The sequence below is a fragment of the Salinisphaera shabanensis E1L3A genome (assembly GCF_000215955.2).
In the GTDB taxonomy this organism is placed as follows: Bacteria; Pseudomonadota; Gammaproteobacteria; order Nevskiales; family Salinisphaeraceae; genus Salinisphaera; species Salinisphaera shabanensis.
Genome location: NZ_AFNV02000006.1, coordinates 80,200 through 102,511, shown reverse-complemented (window position 1 = coordinate 102,511; position 22,312 = coordinate 80,200). Strand labels below are relative to the sequence as shown.

The 22,312-nt window shown below is 60.8% G+C and carries 17 protein-coding genes and 2 tRNA genes; 10 read left to right on the top strand and 9 right to left on the bottom strand.

All coding sequences use genetic code 11. The features are described 5' to 3' along the window. Positions 1-98: 98 nt before the first annotated feature. The 6 genes from SSPSH_RS05255 to rpsB form a co-directional block, all read right to left on the bottom strand. A complete protein-coding gene (locus SSPSH_RS05255) occupies positions 99-929 on the bottom strand; it encodes a phosphatidate cytidylyltransferase (protein WP_006911873.1) in 831 nt (276 codons plus the stop codon). 5 nt (positions 930-934) lie between these two features. Then, positions 935-1,657 (bottom strand): polyprenyl diphosphate synthase, encoded by a 723-nt coding sequence (gene uppS / locus SSPSH_RS05250; RefSeq protein WP_006911874.1) that lies wholly within the window; start codon positions 1,655-1,657, stop codon positions 935-937. Positions 1,658-1,693: 36 nt separating this feature from the next. After that, on the bottom strand, positions 1,694-2,251 hold the full coding sequence (gene frr, locus SSPSH_RS05245) for a ribosome recycling factor (protein ID WP_006911875.1): 558 nt from the start codon (positions 2,249-2,251) through the stop codon (positions 1,694-1,696). Then, positions 2,248-2,991: a UMP kinase gene (gene pyrH / locus SSPSH_RS05240; RefSeq protein ID WP_006911876.1), complete on the bottom strand. Its 744-nt coding sequence runs from the start codon at positions 2,989-2,991 to the stop codon at positions 2,248-2,250. Before pyrH ends, frr begins: the two co-directional genes overlap by 4 nt. A 124-nt stretch (positions 2,992-3,115) precedes the next feature. Beyond that, a complete protein-coding gene (tsf, locus tag SSPSH_RS05235; RefSeq protein WP_006911877.1) occupies positions 3,116-3,997 on the bottom strand; it encodes a translation elongation factor Ts in 882 nt (293 codons plus the stop codon). A gap of 69 nt (positions 3,998-4,066) precedes the next feature. Continuing rightward, positions 4,067-4,981, bottom strand: coding sequence for a 30S ribosomal protein S2 (gene rpsB / locus SSPSH_RS05230; RefSeq protein WP_006911878.1), 915 nt, complete (start codon positions 4,979-4,981; stop codon positions 4,067-4,069). 262 nt (positions 4,982-5,243) lie between these two features. Here rpsB and map point away from each other — a divergent pair, with 262 nt between their 5' ends. The 6 genes from map (at position 5,244) to dapE (ending at position 12,260) form a co-directional block, all read left to right on the top strand. Further along, complete coding sequence (gene map, locus SSPSH_RS05220; RefSeq protein ID WP_006911880.1) at positions 5,244-6,008, top strand: type I methionyl aminopeptidase; 765 nt, start codon at positions 5,244-5,246, stop codon at positions 6,006-6,008. A gap of 18 nt (positions 6,009-6,026) precedes the next feature. After that, positions 6,027-8,681 carry a [protein-PII] uridylyltransferase gene (glnD, locus tag SSPSH_RS05215; RefSeq protein ID WP_152522741.1) on the top strand — a complete coding sequence of 885 codons (2,655 nt, stop codon included), beginning with the start codon at positions 6,027-6,029 and terminating at the stop codon, positions 8,679-8,681. After that, on the top strand, positions 8,678-9,883 hold the full coding sequence (gene dapC, locus SSPSH_RS05210) for a succinyldiaminopimelate transaminase (RefSeq protein ID WP_006911882.1): 1,206 nt from the start codon (positions 8,678-8,680) through the stop codon (positions 9,881-9,883). Before glnD ends, dapC begins: the two co-directional genes overlap by 4 nt. A 66-nt stretch (positions 9,884-9,949) precedes the next feature. Then, positions 9,950-10,771, top strand: a complete 822-nt coding sequence (gene dapD / locus SSPSH_RS05205) for a 2,3,4,5-tetrahydropyridine-2,6-dicarboxylate N-succinyltransferase (protein ID WP_006911883.1) — start codon at positions 9,950-9,952, stop codon at positions 10,769-10,771. 5 nt (positions 10,772-10,776) lie between these two features. Further along, a complete protein-coding gene (locus SSPSH_RS05200; RefSeq protein ID WP_006911884.1) occupies positions 10,777-11,127 on the top strand; it encodes an arsenate reductase family protein in 351 nt (116 codons plus the stop codon). Beyond that, positions 11,127-12,260 (top strand): succinyl-diaminopimelate desuccinylase, encoded by a 1,134-nt coding sequence (gene dapE / locus SSPSH_RS05195; protein ID WP_006911885.1) that lies wholly within the window; start codon positions 11,127-11,129, stop codon positions 12,258-12,260. Before SSPSH_RS05200 ends, dapE begins: the two co-directional genes overlap by 1 nt. Here the strand turns inward: dapE and SSPSH_RS05190 are convergent. The 3 genes from SSPSH_RS05190 to SSPSH_RS05180 form a co-directional block, all read right to left on the bottom strand. Beyond that, positions 12,257-14,077: a patatin-like phospholipase family protein gene (locus SSPSH_RS05190; protein ID WP_006911886.1), complete on the bottom strand. Its 1,821-nt coding sequence runs from the start codon at positions 14,075-14,077 to the stop codon at positions 12,257-12,259. The genes dapE and SSPSH_RS05190 overlap by 4 nt on opposite strands. 75 nt (positions 14,078-14,152) lie before the next feature. Further along, a complete protein-coding gene (locus SSPSH_RS05185) occupies positions 14,153-15,172 on the bottom strand; it encodes a class I fructose-bisphosphate aldolase (protein ID WP_006911887.1) in 1,020 nt (339 codons plus the stop codon). Between the two features lie 119 nt (positions 15,173-15,291). Continuing rightward, positions 15,292-15,381, bottom strand: a tRNA-Ser gene (locus SSPSH_RS05180). Between the two features lie 211 nt (positions 15,382-15,592). Here SSPSH_RS05180 and SSPSH_RS05175 point away from each other — a divergent pair. The 4 genes from SSPSH_RS05175 to SSPSH_RS05160 all read left to right on the top strand — a co-directional run bounded on the left by SSPSH_RS05175 (position 15,593) and on the right by SSPSH_RS05160 (position 22,299). Further along, on the top strand, positions 15,593-17,368 hold the full coding sequence (locus SSPSH_RS05175) for an amidase family protein (RefSeq protein WP_006911888.1): 1,776 nt from the start codon (positions 15,593-15,595) through the stop codon (positions 17,366-17,368). Positions 17,369-17,511: 143 nt separating this feature from the next. Further along, a tRNA-Thr gene (locus tag SSPSH_RS05170) sits at positions 17,512-17,587 on the top strand. Positions 17,588-18,826: 1,239 nt separating this feature from the next. Next, positions 18,827-21,547, top strand: coding sequence for a DEAD/DEAH box helicase (locus SSPSH_RS05165; RefSeq protein WP_244263489.1), 2,721 nt, complete (start codon positions 18,827-18,829; stop codon positions 21,545-21,547). Next, positions 21,547-22,299 carry a DUF4391 domain-containing protein gene (locus SSPSH_RS05160; RefSeq protein ID WP_006911890.1) on the top strand — a complete coding sequence of 251 codons (753 nt, stop codon included), beginning with the start codon at positions 21,547-21,549 and terminating at the stop codon, positions 22,297-22,299. The genes SSPSH_RS05165 and SSPSH_RS05160 overlap by 1 nt, the downstream gene beginning before the upstream one ends. The last annotated feature ends 13 nt before the right edge of the window (positions 22,300-22,312 follow it).

Sequence of the window (22,312 nt, the reverse complement as noted above, 5' to 3'; positions counted from 1 at the left end):
ACCGGCTAGGATTGGATCACTGGATGGAACGCACGCTCGCGACCCGAGGATGCCTGCATAGTAGTCTACCTGTGCAGACCCAAGACCTGGCTAACGCTTCAAATTGCGCTCGGCAGCCAATGCAGGCCCGCAACAAACCAGGGCGCCGCCGCGAGCACACTATCCAGTCGATCGAGTACGCCGCCATGACCGGGAAACAGCGTCCCGCTGTCCTTGATACCCGCATGACGCTTGAACATGCTGATCGTCAGATCGCCCACGATGGAAATAACCGCCACCCAGGCGCCCAGCACGACGAAGCCGACCAGGCGGTCTCCACCATAACCCAACGCCCACGCGCCGGCGCCTGCGAAAACCATGGCCGCAACGATACCGCCGATGGCGCCCTCCCGCGTCTTGCCCGGACTGACCGCGGGCACTAGCTTGTGCCGGCCCATCGTGCGACCTGCGATATAAGCGCCGGTATCGGCCGCCCATACCAGAAAGAAGAAAGCCAGCAGTAACAGTGCACCTTGATCGCTCTGATGCAGATAGGTCACGGCTGCGACTGCTGCCACGAGCGTTAGAACGCCGGTCGCGGCGCCGATGTCGGTGCGCCCCATTACCCGCGCCCAGCCGTTCGGGTAACGCACGATCCACCCGATCGCGATCAGCCACCAGATACACGCCGCGCCGATGAGCAGGTTGTCGACAGCGACCAGCCACAACTGGCTACGAACGAGCGCGAACAGAAAAATCAGTAGCGCTGTAGCGAGCACCAGCAATACGTGTCCGGTATCGCCAAGGCGCAGCAGACCGGCCCACTCCCAGGCGCCGAGCAGCATCAACGTGGCGAACACCAACGTGATCGCAAACGTTGGCAAATACAACATGCCCAGTACGGCCAGAGGTACAAGAACCAGGGCCGTCGCAATGCGCGTGACGAGCATACGCCTTAAAGACCCGTCGCCGCAGCTTGCGGCAAACGCCCGAACCGACGCTGGCGCTGTCCGAACCAATCGATCGCACAGGCGAGGCTGTTGCCATCAAAATCCGGCCAAAGCTCGTCCGAGAAGTACAGTTCGCTGTACGCAAGATCCCAGAGCAAAAAATTGCTGACCCGACGTTCGCCGCCCGTCCGGATAAACAGATCGGGGGCCGGAAACTCGGCAAGCGCCAGGCGCGCGCCCAGGCTGTGCTCATCGATTTCGTCGGGATCGAGCTGATTGTCGCGGCAAGCGCATGCCAGCCGTCGCGCGGCCTGAACCAGATCCCAGCGGCCTCCGTAGTCGATCGCGATCACGAGATTGAGGGCCGCGTTGTCGCGCGTACGCATCTCCGCCTGGGCCATTTCGTGCCGAAGGGCTTCCGAGAAATGCGCACGCTCGCCAATGAAGCTCAGGCGTACGCCGGACTCGTTCATGGAATCGATTTCACGACGGATCGTGCGTCGGAACAGATCCAGCAGCACACGCACTTCAGTTTTTGGCCGCTGCCAGTTTTCGCTCGAAAATGCGAACAGCGTCAATGTTTTAACTGACTGTTCTCTAGCGCTTTCCACGATCGCGCGTACCGCCTGGGCGCCCGACCGGTGGCCAGCCGCACGCGGCATGCCGCGTCGACTCGCCCAGCGGCCATTGCCGTCCATAATGATTGCGACGTGGTCGGGCACACTCATATTCGCACCTGGCGCTCGAATCCGATCGACGGTCTGCTAAACCGTCATGATCTCCTTTTCTTTCTCGTCGAGCAGTCCGTCGATACGTTCGATGTGCTGGTCGGTGAGCTTCTGAATACGCGCTTCGCCGCCATGCTGGTCGTCGGCGCTGATCTCTTTTTCGCTGACCAGTTCCTTGAGCGTGGAATTCGCATCGCGACGGATGTTGCGAATCGCCACACGCCCGTCTTCAGCTTCAGCGCGAATCACTTTCACCAGATCCTTACGGCGATCTTCGGTCAGCGGCGGCAGCACCACGCGGATGACCTGCCCGGCGGTCGACGGGTTCAAGCCGAGGTCGGCTTTCATGATCGCCTTTTCGACGGGTTGGACCATGCTCTTTTCCCAGGGCTGGATCGTGATCGTGCGCGCATCTTCAAGCGAGATATTCGCTGCCTGATTGAGCGGCACTTCAGAGCCGTAGTAGTCCACGGTTACGTGATCCAGCAGACTGGTGCTCGCGCGCCCGGTGCGAATCTTGCTGAAATTGTCGCGCATGACGTTGATCGTCTTGTCCATGCGCTGCTGTGCGTCGCTGTATATCTCGTCAATCATCCGTTGCTTCTCGTCGTGTCGTTGTCGACCAGCGTACCCACGTCCTCGCCGGCGACGATACGGGCCAAATCGCCGGCCCGGTTGATATCGAATACCCGCAGCGGCATGCCGTTGTCCCGGCATAGCACGATGGCGGTGGTATCCATCACACTCAGGCGCTGGTCTATGACTTCATCGTACGTCAGATGCGTATACCGTTTGGCGCTACTGTCGCGCATCGGGTCCGCACTATAGATGCCGTCGACCTTGGTTGCCTTGAGCATTAGGTCGGCATTGATCTCGACCGCCCGCAGGCTCGCTGCCGAATCCGTGGTGAAAAAAGGATTGCCGGTACCGGCCGCAAAAATCACCACCCGACCTTTTTCGAGGTGGCGGATTGCGCGGCGTCGAATATAGTCCTCGCACACCTGATTGATGCGAATCGCCGACATCACACGCGCCGTCATGCCGGCATGCTCGATGGCGTCCTGCAGTCCGAGCGCATTGATCACCGTGGCGAGCATGCCCATCTGATCGCCGGTAACCCGGTCCATGCCGCGCCCGGCTAGGCCGACTCCGCGAAAGATGTTGCCGCCGCCCACCACGAGCGCGACTTGCACCCCCGACTCGATGAGTTCTTTTATTTCGGCAGCAAGCCGCTCCACGACATCAGCGGAAATTCCGTAATCGGCCTGCCCCATGAGGGCTTCGCCGCTGAGTTTTAGCAATATGCGTTTGCGGGTCGGCTTGTTCTTGCTCATCGGCTGGCGTGGCAGTACGACAACATGAAGCGGCTCCTGGCCGGCAACGATAATTTACGGCCCGATCATGCGATACGGGCCGGGTCAAAAAAAGCCGGCTGCCTAAGCAGCCGGCCGTTTGCCCTTAGGCTGTCTTTTCGGCTTGCGCCTTGACCTCGGCAGCGAAGTCTTCCTGTTTCTTCTCGATGCCCTCGCCGACTTCCACGCGCGCGTAGTCGGTCACGGTCGCGTTCTGCTGTTTGCACAGCTTTTCGACCGTCATATCGGGATCCTTCACGAACGGCTGACCCATGAGCGTGATTTCGCTCAGGTACTTGCGCAGACGGCCTTCGACCATCTTTTCGATGATGTCTTCCGGCTTGCCGCTATCACGCGCCTGCGCCATCAACAGTTCTTTTTCAGCATCGCGACGTTCTTGCGGCACATCGTCGGCCGACAGATGCGCGGGCGCGGTCGCCGCGACATGCATAGCCAGATCGCGGGCCAGCTCGCTTTCGCCACCGAGAACCGCCACAGCGCTACCAATACGCGCGCCGTGCATGTAGACGTCGAGCTTGCCTTCGCCTGCTTCGATTCGACGGAAGCGACGAATGGTGATGTTCTCACCCAGCTTCGCCACGAGCGCACGACGCTTGGCGTCGAGGCTCTCCCCGTCGACTTCGATCGCCGCCAACGCATCGGCATCGGCCGGCGCATTGTCGAGAGCGGCCTGAGCCGCCATTTCGGCGAAGTTCACGAAATCGTCGTTCTTGCCGACAAAGTCGGTTTCGCAGTTCGCCTCGAGCAGCACTGCAACCGTCTTGTCATCGGATACTGCGGTGGCGATACGCCCTTCCGCAGCCACGCGTCCGGCTTTCTTGTCGGCCTTGGCCAGGCCTTCGCGACGCATGTTGTCTGCCGCGGCGTCAATATCGCCATCCGTCGCCGTGAGTGCCTTCTTGCACTCCATCATGCCGGCGCCGGTACGTTCCCGCAGCTCTTTAACCAGAGCAGCACTAATTGCCATGATTCATTCTCCGCAAAGATTGGGTAGCGACCGAGCCGGCGTGCGCCTCGCACACCGGCTCGCCCGCGATTACTTGTCGGCCTGCTTCGGGTCCGCCTGCTCAGGCTTTTCCGACGGCACGGAAGCCACGTCGCCGAGCGACGCAGTCGCGGTCGGCTCGGCTTCACCCTGGGACTCCTGAATAACGGAGTTCTGGGTGGCTTCACTCGCGGCCTGTGCCTCGGCCGGCTTGCCCGGCTCGTGGTCGGCGCCCTGCGCCTGAACTTCCACGGTGCCGTCTTCCTGGCCGGTGAAGTCGCCCTTGCTACCACGGCCCGTGAGAACGGCGTCGGCTACCATCTCGGTGTAAATACGAATCGCGCGGATCGCGTCGTCGTTACCCGGGATGACCACGTCGATGTTTTCCGGCGAGCAGTTGGTATCGACCACGGCGATTACCGGAATGCCGAGCTTGCGCGCTTCGTCAACGGCGATCTTTTCGAAGCCGACGTCGATGATGAACAGCGCATCGGGCAGGCTGGTCATTTCCTTGATGCCGCCGATGCCGCGCTCCAGCTTGTCGCGCTCACGATAGAGATCGAGCGCTTCACGCTTATTGAGCTTGCGAATCGAGCCGTCCTCGATCATCTGCTCGAGATCGTGCAGACGCTGGATCGAGTTCTTGACCGTCTTGAAGTTGGTGAGCATGCCACCAAGCCAACGATGGTTGACGAACGGCATGCCGCAGCGCTGTGCCTGCTTGCCGACGGCTTCACGCGCGGCACGCTTGGTGCCGACGAACATGACGTTGCCGCCGTTGGCGGACAGACGGCTGATATAGTTGTATGCATCCTTGAAGAGCGGAAGCGTCTCTTCGAGGTTGATGATATGGATCTTGTTGCGATGGCCGAAAATATAGGGGGCCATCTTGGGGTTCCAGTAACGGGTACGGTGGCCGAAATGAACCCCCGCCTCAAGCAACTGGCGCATGCTGATCTGACTCATGGATTGTCTCCGGGTTGTGGCTTACGCGCATCCCATGAAACAACCGATCTGCATTTTGCAGACAGGCACCCCGTTTCATGTGTCGACACGCGTGCGGATTTTCGATGTCGAATACGGCCGTAAAATCGACCGCTTTTATAAGCGTTCTCGGCGTCACGTTGCCGCGAACGCGAGCGGTTTATACCATAGCGGCCCTTCCCAGGCTAGCACCGGCCGCAATTCGGCCGACTTTCATTGACGACTTTTCAAGGACCTATAACGCATGAGCGTGACCATCAAAACGCCCGAGGAACAGGACAAGATGCGCGAAGCCGGCCGGCTCGCCGCGCAGGTTCTGGATATGATCACGCCGCATGTTCAGCCGGGCGTGACCACCGACGAACTCAATACGCTGTGTCACGACTACATGGTCGATGAGCTGGGCACCACACCTGCGCCGCTCAACTACCACGGTTTCCCCAAATCGATCTGCACATCGATCAACCATGTGGTGTGCCATGGCATACCCGGCGAAAAGGCGCTCAAGAAAGGCGACGCGTTGAATATTGACGTCACCCTGATCAAGGACGGCTACCACGGCGACAGTTCGCGTATGTATTTCGCCGGCACGCCCTCAATCAAGGCGCGTCGCCTATCCGATATCGCCGAAGCCGCGCTCTACAAGGGCATTGAAGTGGTCCGCCCGGGCGCGACGCTGGGTGACATCGGCGCGACTATCCAGACGTTCGTCGAGTCTCAGCGCGCGTCGGTCGTACGTGAATATTGCGGCCACGGGATCGGGCTGGGCTTCCACGAGGAGCCGCAGGTGCTCCATTACGGCAAGGCCGGCCAGGGGCTGCGCCTGGAAGCCGGCATGACGTTCACCATTGAACCGATGGTCAACGCCGGCAAACGCCACGTCAAAGTGTTGCCGGACGGCTGGACCGTCGTCACCAAGGATCATTCGTTGTCCGCCCAGTGGGAACATACGATCCTGGTGACGGACGACGGCGTTGAAATCCTTACGCCCAGCCAGCTGAGCGCATAAGTGGGTTACACGGTCGAGATGCGCCGTCGCGCCCAGGCCGAACTCGGCGACTGGGACGATTTCATTGCCCGCGCGGCCAATAGCGAAGGCGCGTCGATCGCCCAGGCCCGCGAATATCTGGATACGGGTCGTGAACGTATTGAACGTGCCTTTCGTGCCGGCGCACACGTAGACGTTCTCGTTGGCGCACGCAGCATGCTGGTCGACGCGGTTCTGGCCAGCGCGTGGCGCGCGCTTGCCGACTCGTCGAATGCCTGCCTAGTCGCGGTCGGCGGATATGGCCGTGGCGAATTACTGCCGCACTCGGATATCGACCTGCTCATTCTCTATCGCCAAGACACGCTCGATAGCGTCGGCCCCGCGCTGGAGCGGTTTCTGACACACCTATGGGATATCGGTCTCGAAGTCGGCCACAGCGTACGCTCACCCACCGAGTGTGCCGAACAGGCAGAGTCCGATATCACGATAATGACCAATCTCATGGAGTCGCGCGCACTCGCTGGCGATTCGGCCTTGTTCGCCGCCATGCGCGCAGCGACATCGGTCGAACACATCTGGCCATCGGCCGCTTTCTTCAAGGCCAAGATCGAAGAGCAGCAGGCGCGTCACGCCCGTTATGACGAAACCGCCTACAAGCTCGAGCCGAATACCAAGGAATCCCCGGGCGGCCTGCGCGATATCCAGACCATCGCCTGGGTCGCCAAACGGCAATTCGCGGCGCAGACACTGGACGGGCTCGTCGACTACGGATTCCTGAGCGATCGCGAATTCACCGAACTCAAACGCGGCCAGGCGTTTCTTTGGCGCGTGCGCTTTGCGCTGCACACGTTGACCGACCGGCCCGAAGACCGGTTGCTGTTCGATCATCAGATACAGATTGCTCAGATGCTCGGCTACGAGGACGAGAAGAATAATCTCGCCGTCGAGCAGTTCATGCAGCGATATTATCGAAATATCAAGGCGTTGACTGCGCTAAACGATATTCTTCTTCAACTTTTTTCAGAAGCGATACTCCATTTCGGCGATGACGAGCGTGCCCGCTCCATAAACGAGCGGTTTCAGTCGCGTCACGGGTTCATCGAAGTGACCGCCGACGACGTGTTCGTCAACCACCCGAGTGCACTGCTTGAAATCTTCTATCTCATGCAGACCCGGCCGCGACTGACGGGTATTCGTGCACATACACTGCGCTTGATGCGCCGCGATCGGCATCTGATCGATAAAACGTTCCGCACGTCAATACATTGCAGGCGCCTCTTCACTGAAATTCTCAGGCAGCGCAGCGGTGTAACACGCGCGCTACGGCGTATGAACCGGTACGGCATCCTCGGCCGCTATCTGCCCAACTTCGGCAAGATCATCGGTCGCATGCAGTACGACCTGTTCCATACGCTCACCGTCGATGAACATACCCTGTTCGTCATCCGTAATCTTCGGCGCCTGGTGCTACCGCGTTTTCAGCACGAGCTCCCGTTTGCGAGCGAGCTCATGCAATCCCTCAACAAGCCCCAGATTCTGTATATCGCAGGGCTGATGCACGACATCGCCAAAGGCCGTGGCGGCGATCACTCAGAGCTGGGCGCGGTCGACGCGCGCAAGTTCTGCGCAGACCACGGTATTTCGTCGGACGATACTGAACTCGTTTGCTGGCTCGTACGCCAGCACCTGCTTATGTCGATGACGGCACAGCGTCGCGATATCAACGATGTACAGGTGGTTAATGAGTTCGCACGTGAAGTCGGCAACAGAGAGCGTCTGGACCGGCTGTTCCTGCTGACCGTGTGCGATATACGCGCTACTAATCCGAATCTCTGGAATTCATGGAAGGAAAGCCTGCTGGTCGATCTTTACACCAGCACGCGTCGAGCGCTCGAGCGTGGCCTGGACGATCCGCTCAACGAAGCCGAGCTGGTGGCCGAGACGCGCAGCGCCGCTGCAGCCATGCTGACGCGGACGCGCGTAAACACACCTAGATTCAAGGCGGTATGGGAACGTTTTGAACCGGATTACTTTCTGCGTCACAGTCCGGAGGAAATCGCGCGCCAGACACGCGCCATCGCGACCCACGATGGTGACGGTCCACTGGTATCGGTCGCCGAGATTTCCGATCAGGGCAGCACGCTGTTCGTTTACACCCGGGATCGAAATTATCTATTTGGCGTGGCCACCGGCGTGCTCGCGCAGCTGGGACTATCGATCCTCGATGCGCGTATCAACACCACCAACGACGACTACACCCTCGATACTTATGTGATCTGCGAAAGCGATGGCCATCCCATCAAGGACGCCTATCGCCGCCGCGAAATCGAAGACACGGTGCGGGCCGCTATTGCCAACCCCGAAGTCGAAAGCATCGATGTAACCCGGCGCGCGTCGCGGCGCAGCCGCTATTTCAACGTGCCAACACAGATCTATTTCAGCGAAACGCCGGAGCGTGCCTGTACGATCATGGAGGTCGTAACAGCCGACCGCCCCGGGCTGCTGTCGTTGATCGGCGATACCTTCTACCGCTTCGGCATTCTTTTAGAAACCGCCAAGATCGCGACCATTGGCGAACGGGCCGAAGACGTATTTTTCATTACCGACCGCGAGCATACGCCGATTCGCGATCGCGAAACGCGCTCCCGTCTTCGCGAAACCCTAACCAACGAACTGGACAAGAACGGCCCATGAATCCTCGTCTCGATACATTGCAGCCGTACCCGTTCGAACGGCTGGCGGCCCTGCTGGTCGATACACGCGCCAACACCCGCCAGCCGCCTATTTCACTTGCCATTGGCGAACCGCAGCATCCGCCGGCAGAAGTCGCGCGCACCGCATTAATCGAAGCGCTCGACGGAATCGCTCACTATCCGCCGACGAAAGGCAGTGATGCACTACGTGAAGCGATCGGTGACTGGCTGGCACGACGCTTTAATATAGCCCGCCAATCGATTGACGATAAACGACATATTCTGCCCGCAGCGGGCACACGCGAGGCCTTGTTTTCGTTTGCCCAGGCGCTCGTCGACCCCAGCCGCCCGGGCGCGGCGGTGGCCATGCCCAATCCCGGCTACCAGATCTACGAAGGCGCGGCCCTGTTGGCGGGCGCGGAACCGTTGTATTTGCCGTGCCTGCCCGATACCGATTTCCTGGCCGATCTCGATGCGTTGAGTTCGGCCGACTGGGATCGAGTGCAACTGTTGTATATATGCTCGCCCGGCAATCCGACCGGGGCTGTCGCCGATCGCGCCTATCTCGAGCGCGCCCTCGAACTCGCAGACAAACACGACTTCGTGATCGCGTCCGACGAATGCTATAGCGAGATCTATGCAGACGAGACAGCACCGCCACCCGGCCTGCTCGACATCGCCCATGCCCAGGGGCGCGACGATTTCGCGCGATGCGTGGTCTTTCATAGTCTGTCGAAACGTTCCAATCTGCCCGGCCTTCGCTCCGGCTTTGTGGCCGGCGACGGCGCATTGCTCGGCGAATACCTGCGTTATCGGACCTATCACGGCGCCACGCTGGGCCATCACGTACAGGCTGCAAGCATTGCGGCATGGCGGGACGAAATTCATGTGCGCGAAAATCGTGATCGATATCGGGCCAAATACGCGGCCGTCATGCCATTGATCGAACCGCTGTGCGAGGTGACACGCCCGCCAGGTTCTTTCTATCTCTGGCCGGCATTCGATGCCAGCGACGAAGCACTCACGATCGCCGCATTGCGCGACGAAAACCTGCGCGTTGTGCCGGGCCGATATCTCGCGCGCGAGATCGACGGTTTCAATCCGGGGGCCGGCCGACTGCGGCTTTCCCTCGTCGCTTCGACGGACGACTGTGTCGAAGCAGTGACGCGCCTGGCTCGCGTCTGCGAAGCGTTGACGGTCTAGGTTAAACTCTCGCGCCCGAACACCCACTCAATCGCGCGCTCGTCGACCGCGCAGCAAGGAGTCGTAATGGCCGATATGCAGCAAATTATCGAAGACGCTTTCGAGAACCGCGCCGAGATCTCCCCGGACAATGCACAGTCTGCCGTGCGCGACGCCGTGCAAGGCGCACTCGCCCTGCTCGACTCCGGCGAGGCGCGTGTCGCTGAGCCCACCGCGAATGGCTGGGTCGTCAACGAATGGCTCAAGAAAGCGGTGCTGCTGTCATTCCGATTGCACGATAACGTACCGATCGACGGCGGGCATACCCGCTATTTCGACAAGGTGCCGTCCAAGTACGCGCAGTACGACGCCGAGGACTTCAAAAAACAAGGCGCACGCATCGTACCGCCGGCAATGGTCCGCCGGGGTGCGCATATCGCCCCCAATGCCGTGGTGATGCCGAGCTACGTAAACATCGGCGCCTATGTCGGCAGCGGCGCGATGATCGACACCTGGGCCACGGTTGGCTCCTGTGCACAGGTGGGCGAAAACGTGCATCTGTCCGGCGGTGCCGGCCTCGGTGGCGTGCTCGAACCGCTGCAGGCGGCTCCTACCATCATCGAAGACAATTGCTTCATCGGCGCGCGTTCCGAGATCGTCGAAGGCGTACGTATCGGCAAGGGCTCGGTAATCTCCATGGGCGTGTTCATCGGCGCCTCGACGCCGATCTACGATCGCGAAGCCGACCAGATCCTGCATGGCGAAGTCCCGGCCGGCTCCGTCGTTGTGGCCGGCAGCCTGCCGCGCGACAACGGCCGCTACAGCATCAATGCGGCGATCATCGTTAAGAAAGTGGACGAAGGCACGCGTGCCAAGGTCGGCATCAACGAGCTGCTGCGCAGCGCCTGAGCCGGATGATTCGTATCTACGGCATCGCGAGCTGCGACACCTGCCGCAAGGCGCGGCAGTGGTTGACGAGCGCGGGCATCGAACACGCGTGGATTGATCTGCGCACCGACGGCATCACCCGCGAGCGTCTCGAGCAGTGGCGCGAGGTATTGGGCGATGCCGCCCTTATCAACAAACGCAGCAAGACCTGGCGTGATTTCGATACCAAGCAACGGCAAGCCACCGAGGCCGACCCGTTGCCCGTGCTCGTCGACCATCCGACGCTGATCAAACGGCCGATTCTGGAAACACCGACCACGACGCTGGCCGGTTTCTCGGCCGCGCGGTATGAAGCGGCCCTCGCGGGTGCGGACTGATGGCTGGCGACGCGCTTGCGTTGGCACGCACGCTGATCGAGCGTGAGTCGGTCACCCCGGCCGACGCCGGTTGCCAGGAACTCATCGGCGAACGTCTCTCGGCTGCCGGCTTCGCGGTAGAACGGCTGCGGTTTGGCGAAGTGGACAATCTTTGGGCGGTGGCCGGCGACAGCGGGCCGTTGCTCTGCTTTGCCGGGCATACCGATGTGGTCCCGACCGGCCCGCTCGAAGACTGGTCGCATCCGCCCTTCACCGCCACGATCGAGAACGACTGGCTGATCGGCCGCGGCGCTTCGGATATGAAATCCAGCGTTGCCGCGATGGTCTGCGCGGCCGAACGATTCCGTGCGAACTACCCGGAGCACGGCGGACGGGTGGCGTTCTTGCTCACCAGCGACGAGGAAGGCCCGGCCGTCGACGGCACGCGTGCGGTCATGGAATGGCTGGCCGCTCGCGGCATTGCGATCGACTACTGTTTGGTTGGCGAACCCTCCTCAACCGATACGCTCGGCGATACCGTCAAGAACGGACGACGTGGCAGCCTTAATGGCCATGCACGGGTGCGCGGGCGCCAGGGTCACGTGGCTTACCCGCACAAGGCCGATAACGCCCTGCACCGTCTACTGGCGCTGCTCGCAGATCTGGCGGCCCATCACTGGGACGACGGCGACGAATTCTTTCCGCCAACGTCGTTTCAGGTGTCGAATCTCGAAGCGGGCACCGGCGCCGAGAACGTCATTCCCGGCGTTGCCGAGGCGCGCTTCAACTGGCGCTTCAATCCCACTCAGAATGAAGCCAGTATCCGTGCCCATGTGGAGGAGCGCTGCGAAGCCCACGGCATCGCAACCGACGCGATCCAATGGCGATTGTCTGGCGCGCCGTTCATCACCCGCGAAGGCGCGTTGATCGATGCCACGCGCGCGGCGATTCGCGAACATGCCGGCATAGACACGCTTCTGTCGACCGCTGGCGGGACGTCCGATGGACGCTTCATAGCCCCGACTGGCGCTCAGGTACTGGAACTCGGCCCGTTGAACGATACGATTCATCAAGCCAACGAAAAGATCGCGGCTGCCGATGTCGAGCATTTGAGCCGTATCTACGAAGGTATCGTGCGACGCCTGCTGGTCTAGTCGATTCGGTTGGCCACCACACGCGCTCGAAACGCATCACGGCGCGTGCCGAGCCATTCGTCGAGCTTCTGATCAGCATGGTGATAGGCACGAAAAACGATCTCGTCGAGTTCGTCCCAGTCGAACATGCTGATACCACCGACCGGCATGTGCAGCACCAGATCCGCCCGCGCATCGATATCGCGGCTTTCCCGCTCGCTTGTGAGCGTGGCGGTATGAAACAGAATCTTGAACATGTTCAGATGGCGTGCGCTGGAGCCCAAAGCCAGTAACGAGGTGGTTTCGGCATCTTCGGCCATCTCGACGCGCAGGTCCGTGGCGCGGCTGACGTCGGAAACAATCACCTGCCCGCGCCCCATCGCGGCCATCACGTCGAACGGAATGGCGTTGAGCAAGCCGCCATCGACCAGTAGATCACCACGATGCACCATGGGCGGTGCAATGCCCGGAACGGCCATGCTCGCCCCGACCCAGGTGGCAAGCTCGCCCTGGTCGTGCACGACCGGCACCCCGCGGGTGAGGTTCGTACTCAAACAGTAGAACGGTATATCCAGCTCTTCGATATGCCGCTCGCCGAACAGGGTCTTCAACTGCCGCCGGAACTTCTCGGCGCTGATCAGCGAGATACGCGACAGCGAATAGTCGTTGAGAAAGCGCCCGGTCACGAATGTTTCGCGCATGCGCGCCAGCATCTGTTGCGCGTCCGAGCCCATGGCAACCATGGCCGCGACCATGGCGCCCATACTGGTACCGCCCACGGCATCGATGGGAATGCCTTTTTCCTGCATCGCGCGAATCAGGCCCAGATGCGCAAAACCACGCGCGCCGCCACCACCCAGCACAAGACACACAGCCCGGCCCGAGATCATGCGTGCCAGCCGCGCCATTTGCGCTGCGGGCAAGTCGATACCAACACGGTGCTGCGCCACTGCACCGGCCGTATCGCGCCATGCGCGGGCCGAGTAGCCGCCGCCTTCAGGCACCAGCATCACCATCTCCTGCGGCGCACGCAAAGCCTGCTCTCGAATCCAGGTCAGGTTGCGCGATGCAAACGGGCGCTGATCACCATGCGCGACGAGAATCACCCGATCCGCCTGACGCAGACAGCGCCGCGTCCAGGCATCGGGCTGCGTACTGGCTTCGTAGACGATATAACGATACCGATCCTCGAGTTGAGTCAGCCAGCCCGATACCGTGCGGTTGCGTTCACCGATATTGAAGTCCACCGAGGCCGCGCCGCTTCCGAGCGCCGTATCGACACGCTCGGCGTCCAGTCGCAATGTCGACGCGGCCTGACCCAGTTCGCGGCTCAAGGCACGCGAAAACGCCGCGACATCAATACCCGGATGGGCCGGCACTACTGCATAGGTACGCGCGCTGCGAACGCTCTCGCGTTGCGGCGCCGGCTTGATCGCACGCAGTCGTTCGACGATCTGGCGCGTGACGCGCAGCATCGCCTTGGGATAGCGCTCGACGAGTTTTTCGAACACATCGCGCGAGATACGTATGAGCGCCGTATCGCGTAACGCGAAAGCGTCCGACGAATGCGCCTCCGCCGTGATCAGCGTTATCTCACCGACGGTTTCGCCGGCGCTGCTCTCCCCGAGCAGCAATGGGGCCGCATTCTCTTCCGGCTGCACCACACGAATACGTCCGGACACCACGAGATAAAGCGAATCGCTGGCTTCGCCAACGCGAAACAGATACTGGCCGCCCCCGAGTTCCAGCCATTCGGCACTTGCGGCAACCGAACGTAGCGCACGCCGGTCCAGCTCACGAAACAGTGTGCTCGCCTTGAGTGCGGAAACGATATCCATACGATGCGTGTCAGCGCGCGGCGCACAAAAAAGCCCGGGCAAGCCCGGGCTTTCAAGATGCGCTTACATTACGCCTCAGGCGGCCTGTTCCATATCCGCGCTGTATTCGCCACGTGCAGCAGCGCCGTTATTGCGCGCACGCTTGAGATACGCCTGCTGCGCGGCCGCGATATTCTCGTCCTTGCCGCCCCAGGCAGCCAGCGCCGGCGCCTGCAGCGCGCGACCATAGGAAAAGCTGAGCTTCCACGGCTGCGGGCCCATGCGGTTCATCGCATCCAGATGGGCGGTGGCAAGCTCATCGCTTTGCCCGCCGGACAGAAATACGATGCCCGGCACCGCGGACGGCACACGACGCTTGAGGCAGCGCAACGTGGCCTGGGCTACCTGCTCGACACCTGCCTGTTGCGGGCACTGCTTGCCGGCGATGACCATGTTCGGCTTGAGCAGCATGCCTTCGAGCATGACATTCTGCTTCTTGAGTTCGGCAAACACTGCATCGAGTACACGATCGGTGACTTCCTCGCAGCGTTCGATCGAGTTGGCGCCGTCCATCAGCACTTCCGGCTCCACGATCGGAACGATGCCCGCTTCCTGACACAGCGCGGCATAGCGCGCCAAGGCATGTGCGTTGACGTGAATGCAGTAGTCGGTGGGCTGGTCGTCCGCGATATCGATCACGCCACGCCACTTCGCAAACCGCGCACCGGCGGCGGCGTACTCGGCCAGACGTTCACGCAGGCCGTCGAGACCTTCGGTCACTTTTTCTTCCGGGCTACCGGCCAGCGGCTTGGCGCCCTTGTCGACCTTGATCCCCGGGATGACACCCTGGTCGGCCAGCAACTTCGGAAACGGCGTACCGTCGTCGGCCTGCTGGAACAACGTCTCCTCGAACAGGATGACGCCGCTGATGAAGTCCTGCGCACCGTCGGCAGTGAACAGCAAATTGCGATACGTCTGCCGAGTCTTTTCTGTCGACTCGACACCGATGCTGTCGAGACGCTTCTTGATGGTACCTGTCGATTCGTCGGCGGCGAGAATCCCCTTGCCGTCGACAACGAGCGCGTTCGCCGTATCGATAAGTGCTTGTTCGTGCATGCGCGAGTCCTGGTTGGGCCAATTTTTCCGGGATTTTACCGCAAATCATCGCGGAGAGAGAAACCCCAAATCGCACGCGGTCGGATCGTGGCCGCAAGACACGCAATAGCAGCCAGGAATGGCGGAGAGGGTGGGATTCGAACCCACGAGGGGCGTGAACCCCTGCCGGTTTTCAAGACCGGTGCATTCAACCGCTCTGCCACCTCTCCGGCGTGCTCGGCGCAGCGCATTGTCCGAGACACGCCCTGCCCAGCGCAAGCCCGGCATCGAAAACTGCATGGGACACGCAATGGCATCGCTTTTGCTTTAACCGCTTTCAGGGGATGCCGGCACGACCGTATGCACCGCTTTGGCACACGTTTTCCGACGCCCGCCATGTGCTCGAGCACGAGTGCATCCATTCACTTTTTTGGGGACATCATGAAATCAAGGCTCACAGTCAGCCTGCTGTTACTGGCAGCGCTATTGTCTGGGTGTAACGATTCCGACAGCGACGACACTGTCGGCGTAAATGACGGCGACACGTCAACGCCGGCGGAACCGGCAACCTTCAATTTCGTCGAGGGCACGATCGCCCAGGCCCATGCGGCGATGCGCGCGGGTACGCTAACCTGCGAAGCGCTCGTACAAGGCTATATCGATCGCATCGAAGCCTACGACGACACCGGCCCGACGCTGCACGCCGTTATCAATCTCAACCCGCGTGCCCTGGACCGCGCCCGCACACTCGATCGCAACTATGCGGTCGAGGGCCCGAGCGGACCACTGCACTGCGTGCCGGTGCTTCTCAAGGACAATTTCGATACCGCCGAAGTCACCACCACAGCCGGCGGCACGGCGTTGCAATATAACCGCACGCCCGACGACGCATTCTCGGTAGCCGGGATCGTCGACGCCGGTGGCATCGTGCTCGGCAAGGCCAATCTCGATGAATTCGCTTTCGGCTTCCAGGGCAGCAGCTCGATCGAGGGGCAGGTCAAAAATGCTTACGATCAGAGCAAGGGGCCGGGTGGTTCGTCCTCCGGAACGGGCGCTGCCATTGCCGCAAGCTTCGCAATGACCGGTACCGGCAGCGATACCGGTGGTTCGGTTCGTGTGCCTTCCAGTCTGGAAGGGCTGGTCGGCATTCGACCGAGCCTGCGCCTTGTCAGCCAGGATGGCATCGTGCCGCTGGCGGCATCTCAGGATACCGGCGGGCCGATGTGCCGTACCGTCGAAGACTGCGCCCTCATGCTCGACGCGATGGTCGGTTTCGACGACGGCCCCTATGCGAATCAGCGCGCGGCGTTTGCTTATGATTCCGCGGCCATCGAAACTGTCGATGAGTACGAGGCGATCACCAACGTGCCCGCCACCTATACGGATTACCTGAACGCGGATGGTCTTCAGGGTGCCCGTATCGCGGCCCTGCAGCCGCTGTTCGGCAACGGCAACGGCGAAAACGCCCACGTTCAAGCCAGGCTCATGGAAGCCATCGAAGCCATGCGCGCTGCCGGCGCCACGGTGGACATACTCAGTGAAGACGACCTGGCCGAGCGCAACGTCTCGCTCGATGCCCTGACCGACTTTGCCAGCAATTCGCGCTTCGAGTTCCGGAACGACCTCACCAGTTACCTGATGAGTTGGCCCTCAAATCTGGACGGACACCTGCGCAGTTTCGATGCGGTAGAAACCAACGGCGGCTATGAAGCACGCAATATCGGCACCTTCGCCTTCTACGGTGCAATCGGCCGCGCGATCGAGGACGAAAGCGATACCAGCGACGAGGCGATTGGTTATCGCCAGGCCTACCAGCGCAACCTGGAAGAGCGTCCGGCGATTGTGCGCAATGGCCTCATGCGCATCCTCGATAACCGCGACGGCAACGACACGAGCGCCGCTGCCCTGGGCGCACCATACGATGCGCTGTTGTATCCGTCGGTGCTCAGTCTGGCGCCCGCGCTCGGTAGTTCGCCGAGTACCGGCAGCAACAATCGCTTGAGCCCGTTCTCGGGCTTTCCGGCACTCAGCATGCCGGCCGGCATGGTGCAGCCGGCAGGTAACGACAGCGCCCCCGCGCTGCCGGTCGGTATGGAGCTTCTGGCTCGCGAATTCGACGAACCCATGCTTATCAAGATCGCCTACGGCTATCAGGAGACGGTTCAACCGCGCGCCGCGCCCACCTTTACACCGGAGCTCGCGGCCAACGACGACTAAGCTCACACCCGCCTGAAAAGCGGCCCGCCCTCGCGGCGGGCCGCACTCGATCGCTTTCGACGCCCGCCGCCTCGACAAGATCGCAAGCAATCATTGTTTGCTGCGACACGTTTCTCTATAATCCGCGCCTTGCCGAATCCGGAGCCGGGGTAGCTCAGTCGGTAGAGCAACTGATTCGTAATTAGTAGGTCGGAGGTTCGATTCCTCTCCCCGGCACCACTTGGCATTTATAATCAGGCAGTTAGGGGTTAATTGTTGGCTTACCCAACATTCCACCCAACACCCGATTCAGGCTCATACCTGGGCGGATCGCAGAGCGATCTGGTCCCGATAGCCGCTTAACTCTCCTCCTTGACCCGCCTAGGCGCGGCCATTGCCGCCCGACGCTGTAGCCTGATGCCGGGATTCAGACGAACCCGCTACAACCTTGTGCGGTAGTCCGAGTCTGCACGAGCAATCCGGAGATATTCTAGCGGGCAAACCGGCGGCGGCGCGCAGAATCGGTCGGATGCGGTCCCTGCGGCCGGGTTACCTAACCTAGCGCGCGCAGATTAACTCTTGCACCGAAAAGATAGGTTAGGTTCCTAATATACCGCGCGTCATTGCTGCGCGAGTATCTCGCCAACAGGGTCGGCAAATAGCTCAGTATCGAGGATAGCGATGTCTGCCAATTGCTTTTGCTATCGGACATAGTCCGTTTCGTTTATCGCGAGCGGTACCGGAAAGACTACGATGGCGCATAAATCGCGAGCGAAACCGAAGGGCTTGGACCGGCCATTGAATGGGATGGCCCCTAGCTCGTGCGAACATTGCCCGAGGCTAAGGCTTGAGCGTTAAGCGAGGCCCTAGACCCGCATTCTTTTATCGGCCAGCGAAGAAGACGTGTAAAACCGACGTCGCAAAGTCGCTAGTCCAACGGATTCGTGAAGTGCTAGCGTTACGGCATCGTGATGGGGGCGTCGGATGCTAGTCGATAATCGTAAGCACGGAAATGTCGGGGACCTGATCTCCGACCACCTTAGTGCGGGTTCAAGCTTACTGATGCTTTCGTCGTCCCTTTCAGCGTTTGCGTTCGACGCACTACGCAACTCACTAATACAGATCGAATCAGCGCGCGTCCTTGTCCCTGCGCTTGACGAAGATAGTTCGGTGGCCGATACGCTCAAGCTCGCCGGCGACGCCCATGAACGATCGCTGCGAAATCGATTGATCCTGCCTGCCGTGGCTCGCGAGTTCAGCGACTGGATTGAATCGAAGTCTTTAGTTCGATCAATGAAGCGGCCGGCTGGTCATAATCTCTTCGTTACCGAACGAGATGACCGTTCTCTATTTGCCCTGCATGGCAGCTCTTCCTTTGACGCTGTAGGTATCGGTCGTATCCCGGGTGACGGTTACGACCTGAACAATGCGAGCGACAACGCGGATGAAGCAGCTGCGCTGGCAGAGAGCTTTCAAACGATGTGGGCTGACGCTGGTGCTGCTCGCGACGCGAAATATGGCGTGCTGCAAGCACTCGAAAACCTTTACGCAGACAAATCCCCCGAGCAGATCTACTTCTTGATGCTGCACGCCCTCTTCGAGGACTACCTCGGCGAGCTGGATGAAGAAAACATCATCAAGACCCGTACGGGCATCAAGGACACGGTCGTCTGGAACAAGCTGTACCGCTTCCAGCGCGACGGGGTGCTGGGCGCGATCGACAAGATCGAGCGCTTCAACGGCTGCATCCTGGCGGACAGCGTGGGCTTGGGGAAAACATTCGAAGCGCTGGCGGTGATCAAGTATTACGAGCTGCGCAACGACCGCGTGCTCGTGCTCGCACCCAAGAAGCTGCGCGAGAACTGGACCCTCTATACCGTCAACGACACGCGCAATCTGCTCGCCGATGACCGCTTCAATTTCGATGTGCTCAACCACACGGATCTGACGCGCGAAGGCGGATATTCCGGCGAAATCAACCTCGAGACGGTCAACTGGGGCAATTACGACCTCATCGTCATCGACGAGTCGCACAACTTCCGCAACAACCCGCCCCGCAAGGATGGGCTCACGCGGTACGGCCGGCTCATGCGCGACATTATCCGCGCCGGCGTGAAAACCAAGGTGCTCATGTTGTCGGCCACGCCGGTCAACAACCGCATGAACGACCTGAAGAACCAGATCGCCTTTATCACCGAAGGCCGCGACGATGCGCTATACAACGAAGGCGTAGCTAGCATCGACGCCACGCTGCGCGGTGCGCAAAAACGCTTCAACGCCTGGCTTCGCGAGGACGAAGAGACCCGCTCCTCTGCCAGTTTGCTGGATGCGCTCAACTTCGACTACTTCAGCCTGCTCGATCGCCTGACCATCGCGCGCTCGCGAAAACACGTCGAAAAATACTACGACATGAGCGAGATCGGCAGCTTCCCGCGCCGTCTTTCGCCGCACAATCTCTACCCCGCCATCGACAGCGAAAACCAGTTCCCCGAGCTGCGGGAAATCAACCGCGATATCCGGCGCCTGAACTTGAGCGCCTACGCGCCGCTGAAATACGTGTTGGCCGAGAAATTGCCCGAGTACAGCCGTAAGTACGACATGACCATGGCCAGCGGCTCGGTTTTCAAGCAGATCGACCGCGAGGAAAGCCTGATCCACCTCATGCGCGTGAACTTGCTCAAGCGCATGGAGAGCTCGATCCACGCCTTCGCGCTGACCGTGAATAAGCTGTTGGAGGGCGTACGCGAACTCAAAGAACGCCTCGACAACCACGACGCCTCCGATATCGAGGAATGGAGCATCGAGGACATCGCCGTCGAAGACAACGCGTTTGATCCCTACCTGGTCGGCAACAAAATCAAGGTGCTGATTCGCGACGTGGACCGCATCCGCTGGCGCCAGGAGCTGGAAGAAGACGAAGCGCTGTTGGTGAAACTCGTACGCGAAGCGCGAGACATCGGCCCCGCCCGCGACGCCAAACTCGCCGCCCTGCGCGCGTTGATTGCGGATAAAGCCGGCAACCCGATTAACGCCTGCAACCATAAAGCGCTCGTCTTCACGGCCTTTGCCGACACGGCAGAATATCTCTACACCCAGATCGCGGATTGGGCGCAGAATGAACTGGGCCTGCACGTCGGCAAAGTCACTGGCCAGTCCAGCGGCAACCGCAGCACGGTCCCCGGCCTGCGGCGAGATATTCCGTCAATACTTGCCGCTTTCTCGCCCATATCCAAGGAGCGCGGTGGCAATCCGAATGACGACGCCATCGATATCCTCATTGCCACCGACTGTATCTCCGAAGGTCAGAACCTGCAGGACTGCGACCTGCTGGTGAATTACGACATCCACTGGAACCCCGTACGCATCATCCAGCGTTTCGGCCGCATCGACCGGCTGGGCTCGACCAACGACGTCATCCAGCTCGTGAACTTCTGGCCGAACATGGAGCTGGACGAATATATCGACCTCGAAGCACGCGTGGCCGGGCGCATGGTGCTGCTCGACATCTCGGCCACCGGCGAAGAGAACGTCATCGAAACCGCCGAAGGCGACGTGATGAACGATCTCGAATACCGCCGCCGGCAGATGCACCAGCTACAACACGACGTGCCGACCATCGAAGACCTGTCCGACGGCATTTCGATCACCGATCTCACGCTCAACGACTATCGGATGGACCTGGGCGAATACTTGAAAGAGCACGGCGATACGCTCGCCCGAATGCCGCTTGGCGCCTATGCGGTCACCGCCACCGACGACCTCATCGCCGACGAAGGCCTGGCACCCGGCGTGATCTTTTGCCTGCGTAACATGAATGCGCGTGTCCAGGGCGACCCGACCTATGCGCTGGCGCCGCACTATCTTGTCTACGTGGGCGATGACGGCAGTGTGCGGCGCAACTTCACCCATGTGCGGCCCATACTCGATGCGCTGAAGCGCTTATCGCTCGGCCGCGGGCGGCCGGACCGCCCCGCCGTCGCCCGCTTTAACGACGCCACGAATCACGGCTGGGAGATGGCGTGCTACCGCGAGCAGCTGGCGCGAGCGGTCACCGCTATAACGGGCAAGGCCGAAGAACAAGGCGTAGCCAGCCTGTTCCGGCCCGGCGGCACGGTGATCAGCCGCGATACATTCCAGGGCATCGACGATTTCGAAGTGGTGGCGTATCTCATCGTTCAAAACGAACCGCAAGCGGCCTGATGGCATTCGACTACGCCCCATTCGGCCTGCCCGACGCCGCCTGGCTGGGCAAGCGCGTTTACAAGAAGCTGTTTCTGGACAACGCCGACTTGTCGGCCGCTGATCGCCGCGCCTTTACCGAGGACGTGGATACCGTCACCTGGCAATACACGCTCAAACCCAGCACGATTAACGTCAACGCCTACCGCGACGACGAACGCGATTACGGCGAACTCGCCGTAGTACAAGCCACGCTCAAGAGCGCGAAGCACGCCGCGCGATTGGCCGAACGGATTCACCGCGCCATTCCGTATCCGCTGTTGCTGGTGCTGAACTACAATGCCCAATGGGCGTTAAGCACCGCGCACAAACGCGCCAGTCGAGCCGAAGCCGGCGTGACGATAGCCGAAGACATCCGCACCACGCGCTGGTTCGAGGGGGACACGCCCACGGAAGTCGAACAGGCGTTTGTCGCCAGCCTGGCACTTGACGAACTGCCGCAGACCGACTTCTATGCGCTCTACTCGGCCTGGCACCAGCGCCTGATCGCGCTCGCCTGTGCCCGGTTGAGCGGTCGGTTTCATCTACCGACAGAACACGAGACACTCAGCGCGCAACGCGAGCGGCTGGCCGAATGCCACCAGCTTGAGAACGACATCGCGCGGCTGCGAGCAGAGATCAGGAAAGAGACCCGCTTCAACCGACAGGTGGAGCTCAATACACGCATCAAGGGGCTGGAAGCGACGCTACGCGATACCGCCACCGCCCTGTAACGCCCGATAAGAC

Bases quoted from the DNA above. Each gene is read 5' to 3' on its own strand.
- dapC (WP_006911882.1), top strand. From the start codon at position 8,678: ATGAATCCTCGTCTCGATACATTGCAGCCGTACCCGTTCGAACGGCTG.
- glnD (WP_152522741.1), top strand. From the start codon at position 6,027: ATGCGCCGTCGCGCCCAGGCCGAACTCGGCGACTGGGACGATTTCATT.
- dapD (WP_006911883.1), top strand. From the start codon at position 9,950: ATGGCCGATATGCAGCAAATTATCGAAGACGCTTTCGAGAACCGCGCC.
- frr (WP_006911875.1), bottom strand. From the start codon at position 2,251: ATGATTGACGAGATATACAGCGACGCACAGCAGCGCATGGACAAGACG.
- SSPSH_RS05160 (WP_006911890.1), top strand. From the start codon at position 21,547: ATGGCATTCGACTACGCCCCATTCGGCCTGCCCGACGCCGCCTGGCTG.
- pyrH (WP_006911876.1), bottom strand. From the start codon at position 2,991: ATGAGCAAGAACAAGCCGACCCGCAAACGCATATTGCTAAAACTCAGC.
- map (WP_006911880.1), top strand. From the start codon at position 5,244: ATGAGCGTGACCATCAAAACGCCCGAGGAACAGGACAAGATGCGCGAA.
- dapE (WP_006911885.1), top strand. From the start codon at position 11,127: ATGGCTGGCGACGCGCTTGCGTTGGCACGCACGCTGATCGAGCGTGAG.
- SSPSH_RS05255 (WP_006911873.1), bottom strand. From the start codon at position 929: ATGCTCGTCACGCGCATTGCGACGGCCCTGGTTCTTGTACCTCTGGCC.
- SSPSH_RS05185 (WP_006911887.1), bottom strand. From the start codon at position 15,172: ATGCACGAACAAGCACTTATCGATACGGCGAACGCGCTCGTTGTCGAC.
- SSPSH_RS05200 (WP_006911884.1), top strand. From the start codon at position 10,777: ATGATTCGTATCTACGGCATCGCGAGCTGCGACACCTGCCGCAAGGCG.
- SSPSH_RS05165 (WP_244263489.1), top strand. From the start codon at position 18,827: ATGTGGGCTGACGCTGGTGCTGCTCGCGACGCGAAATATGGCGTGCTG.
- SSPSH_RS05175 (WP_006911888.1), top strand. From the start codon at position 15,593: ATGAAATCAAGGCTCACAGTCAGCCTGCTGTTACTGGCAGCGCTATTG.
- uppS (WP_006911874.1), bottom strand. From the start codon at position 1,657: ATGAGTGTGCCCGACCACGTCGCAATCATTATGGACGGCAATGGCCGC.
- tsf (WP_006911877.1), bottom strand. From the start codon at position 3,997: ATGGCAATTAGTGCTGCTCTGGTTAAAGAGCTGCGGGAACGTACCGGC.
- rpsB (WP_006911878.1), bottom strand. From the start codon at position 4,981: ATGAGTCAGATCAGCATGCGCCAGTTGCTTGAGGCGGGGGTTCATTTC.
- SSPSH_RS05190 (WP_006911886.1), bottom strand. From the start codon at position 14,077: ATGGATATCGTTTCCGCACTCAAGGCGAGCACACTGTTTCGTGAGCTG.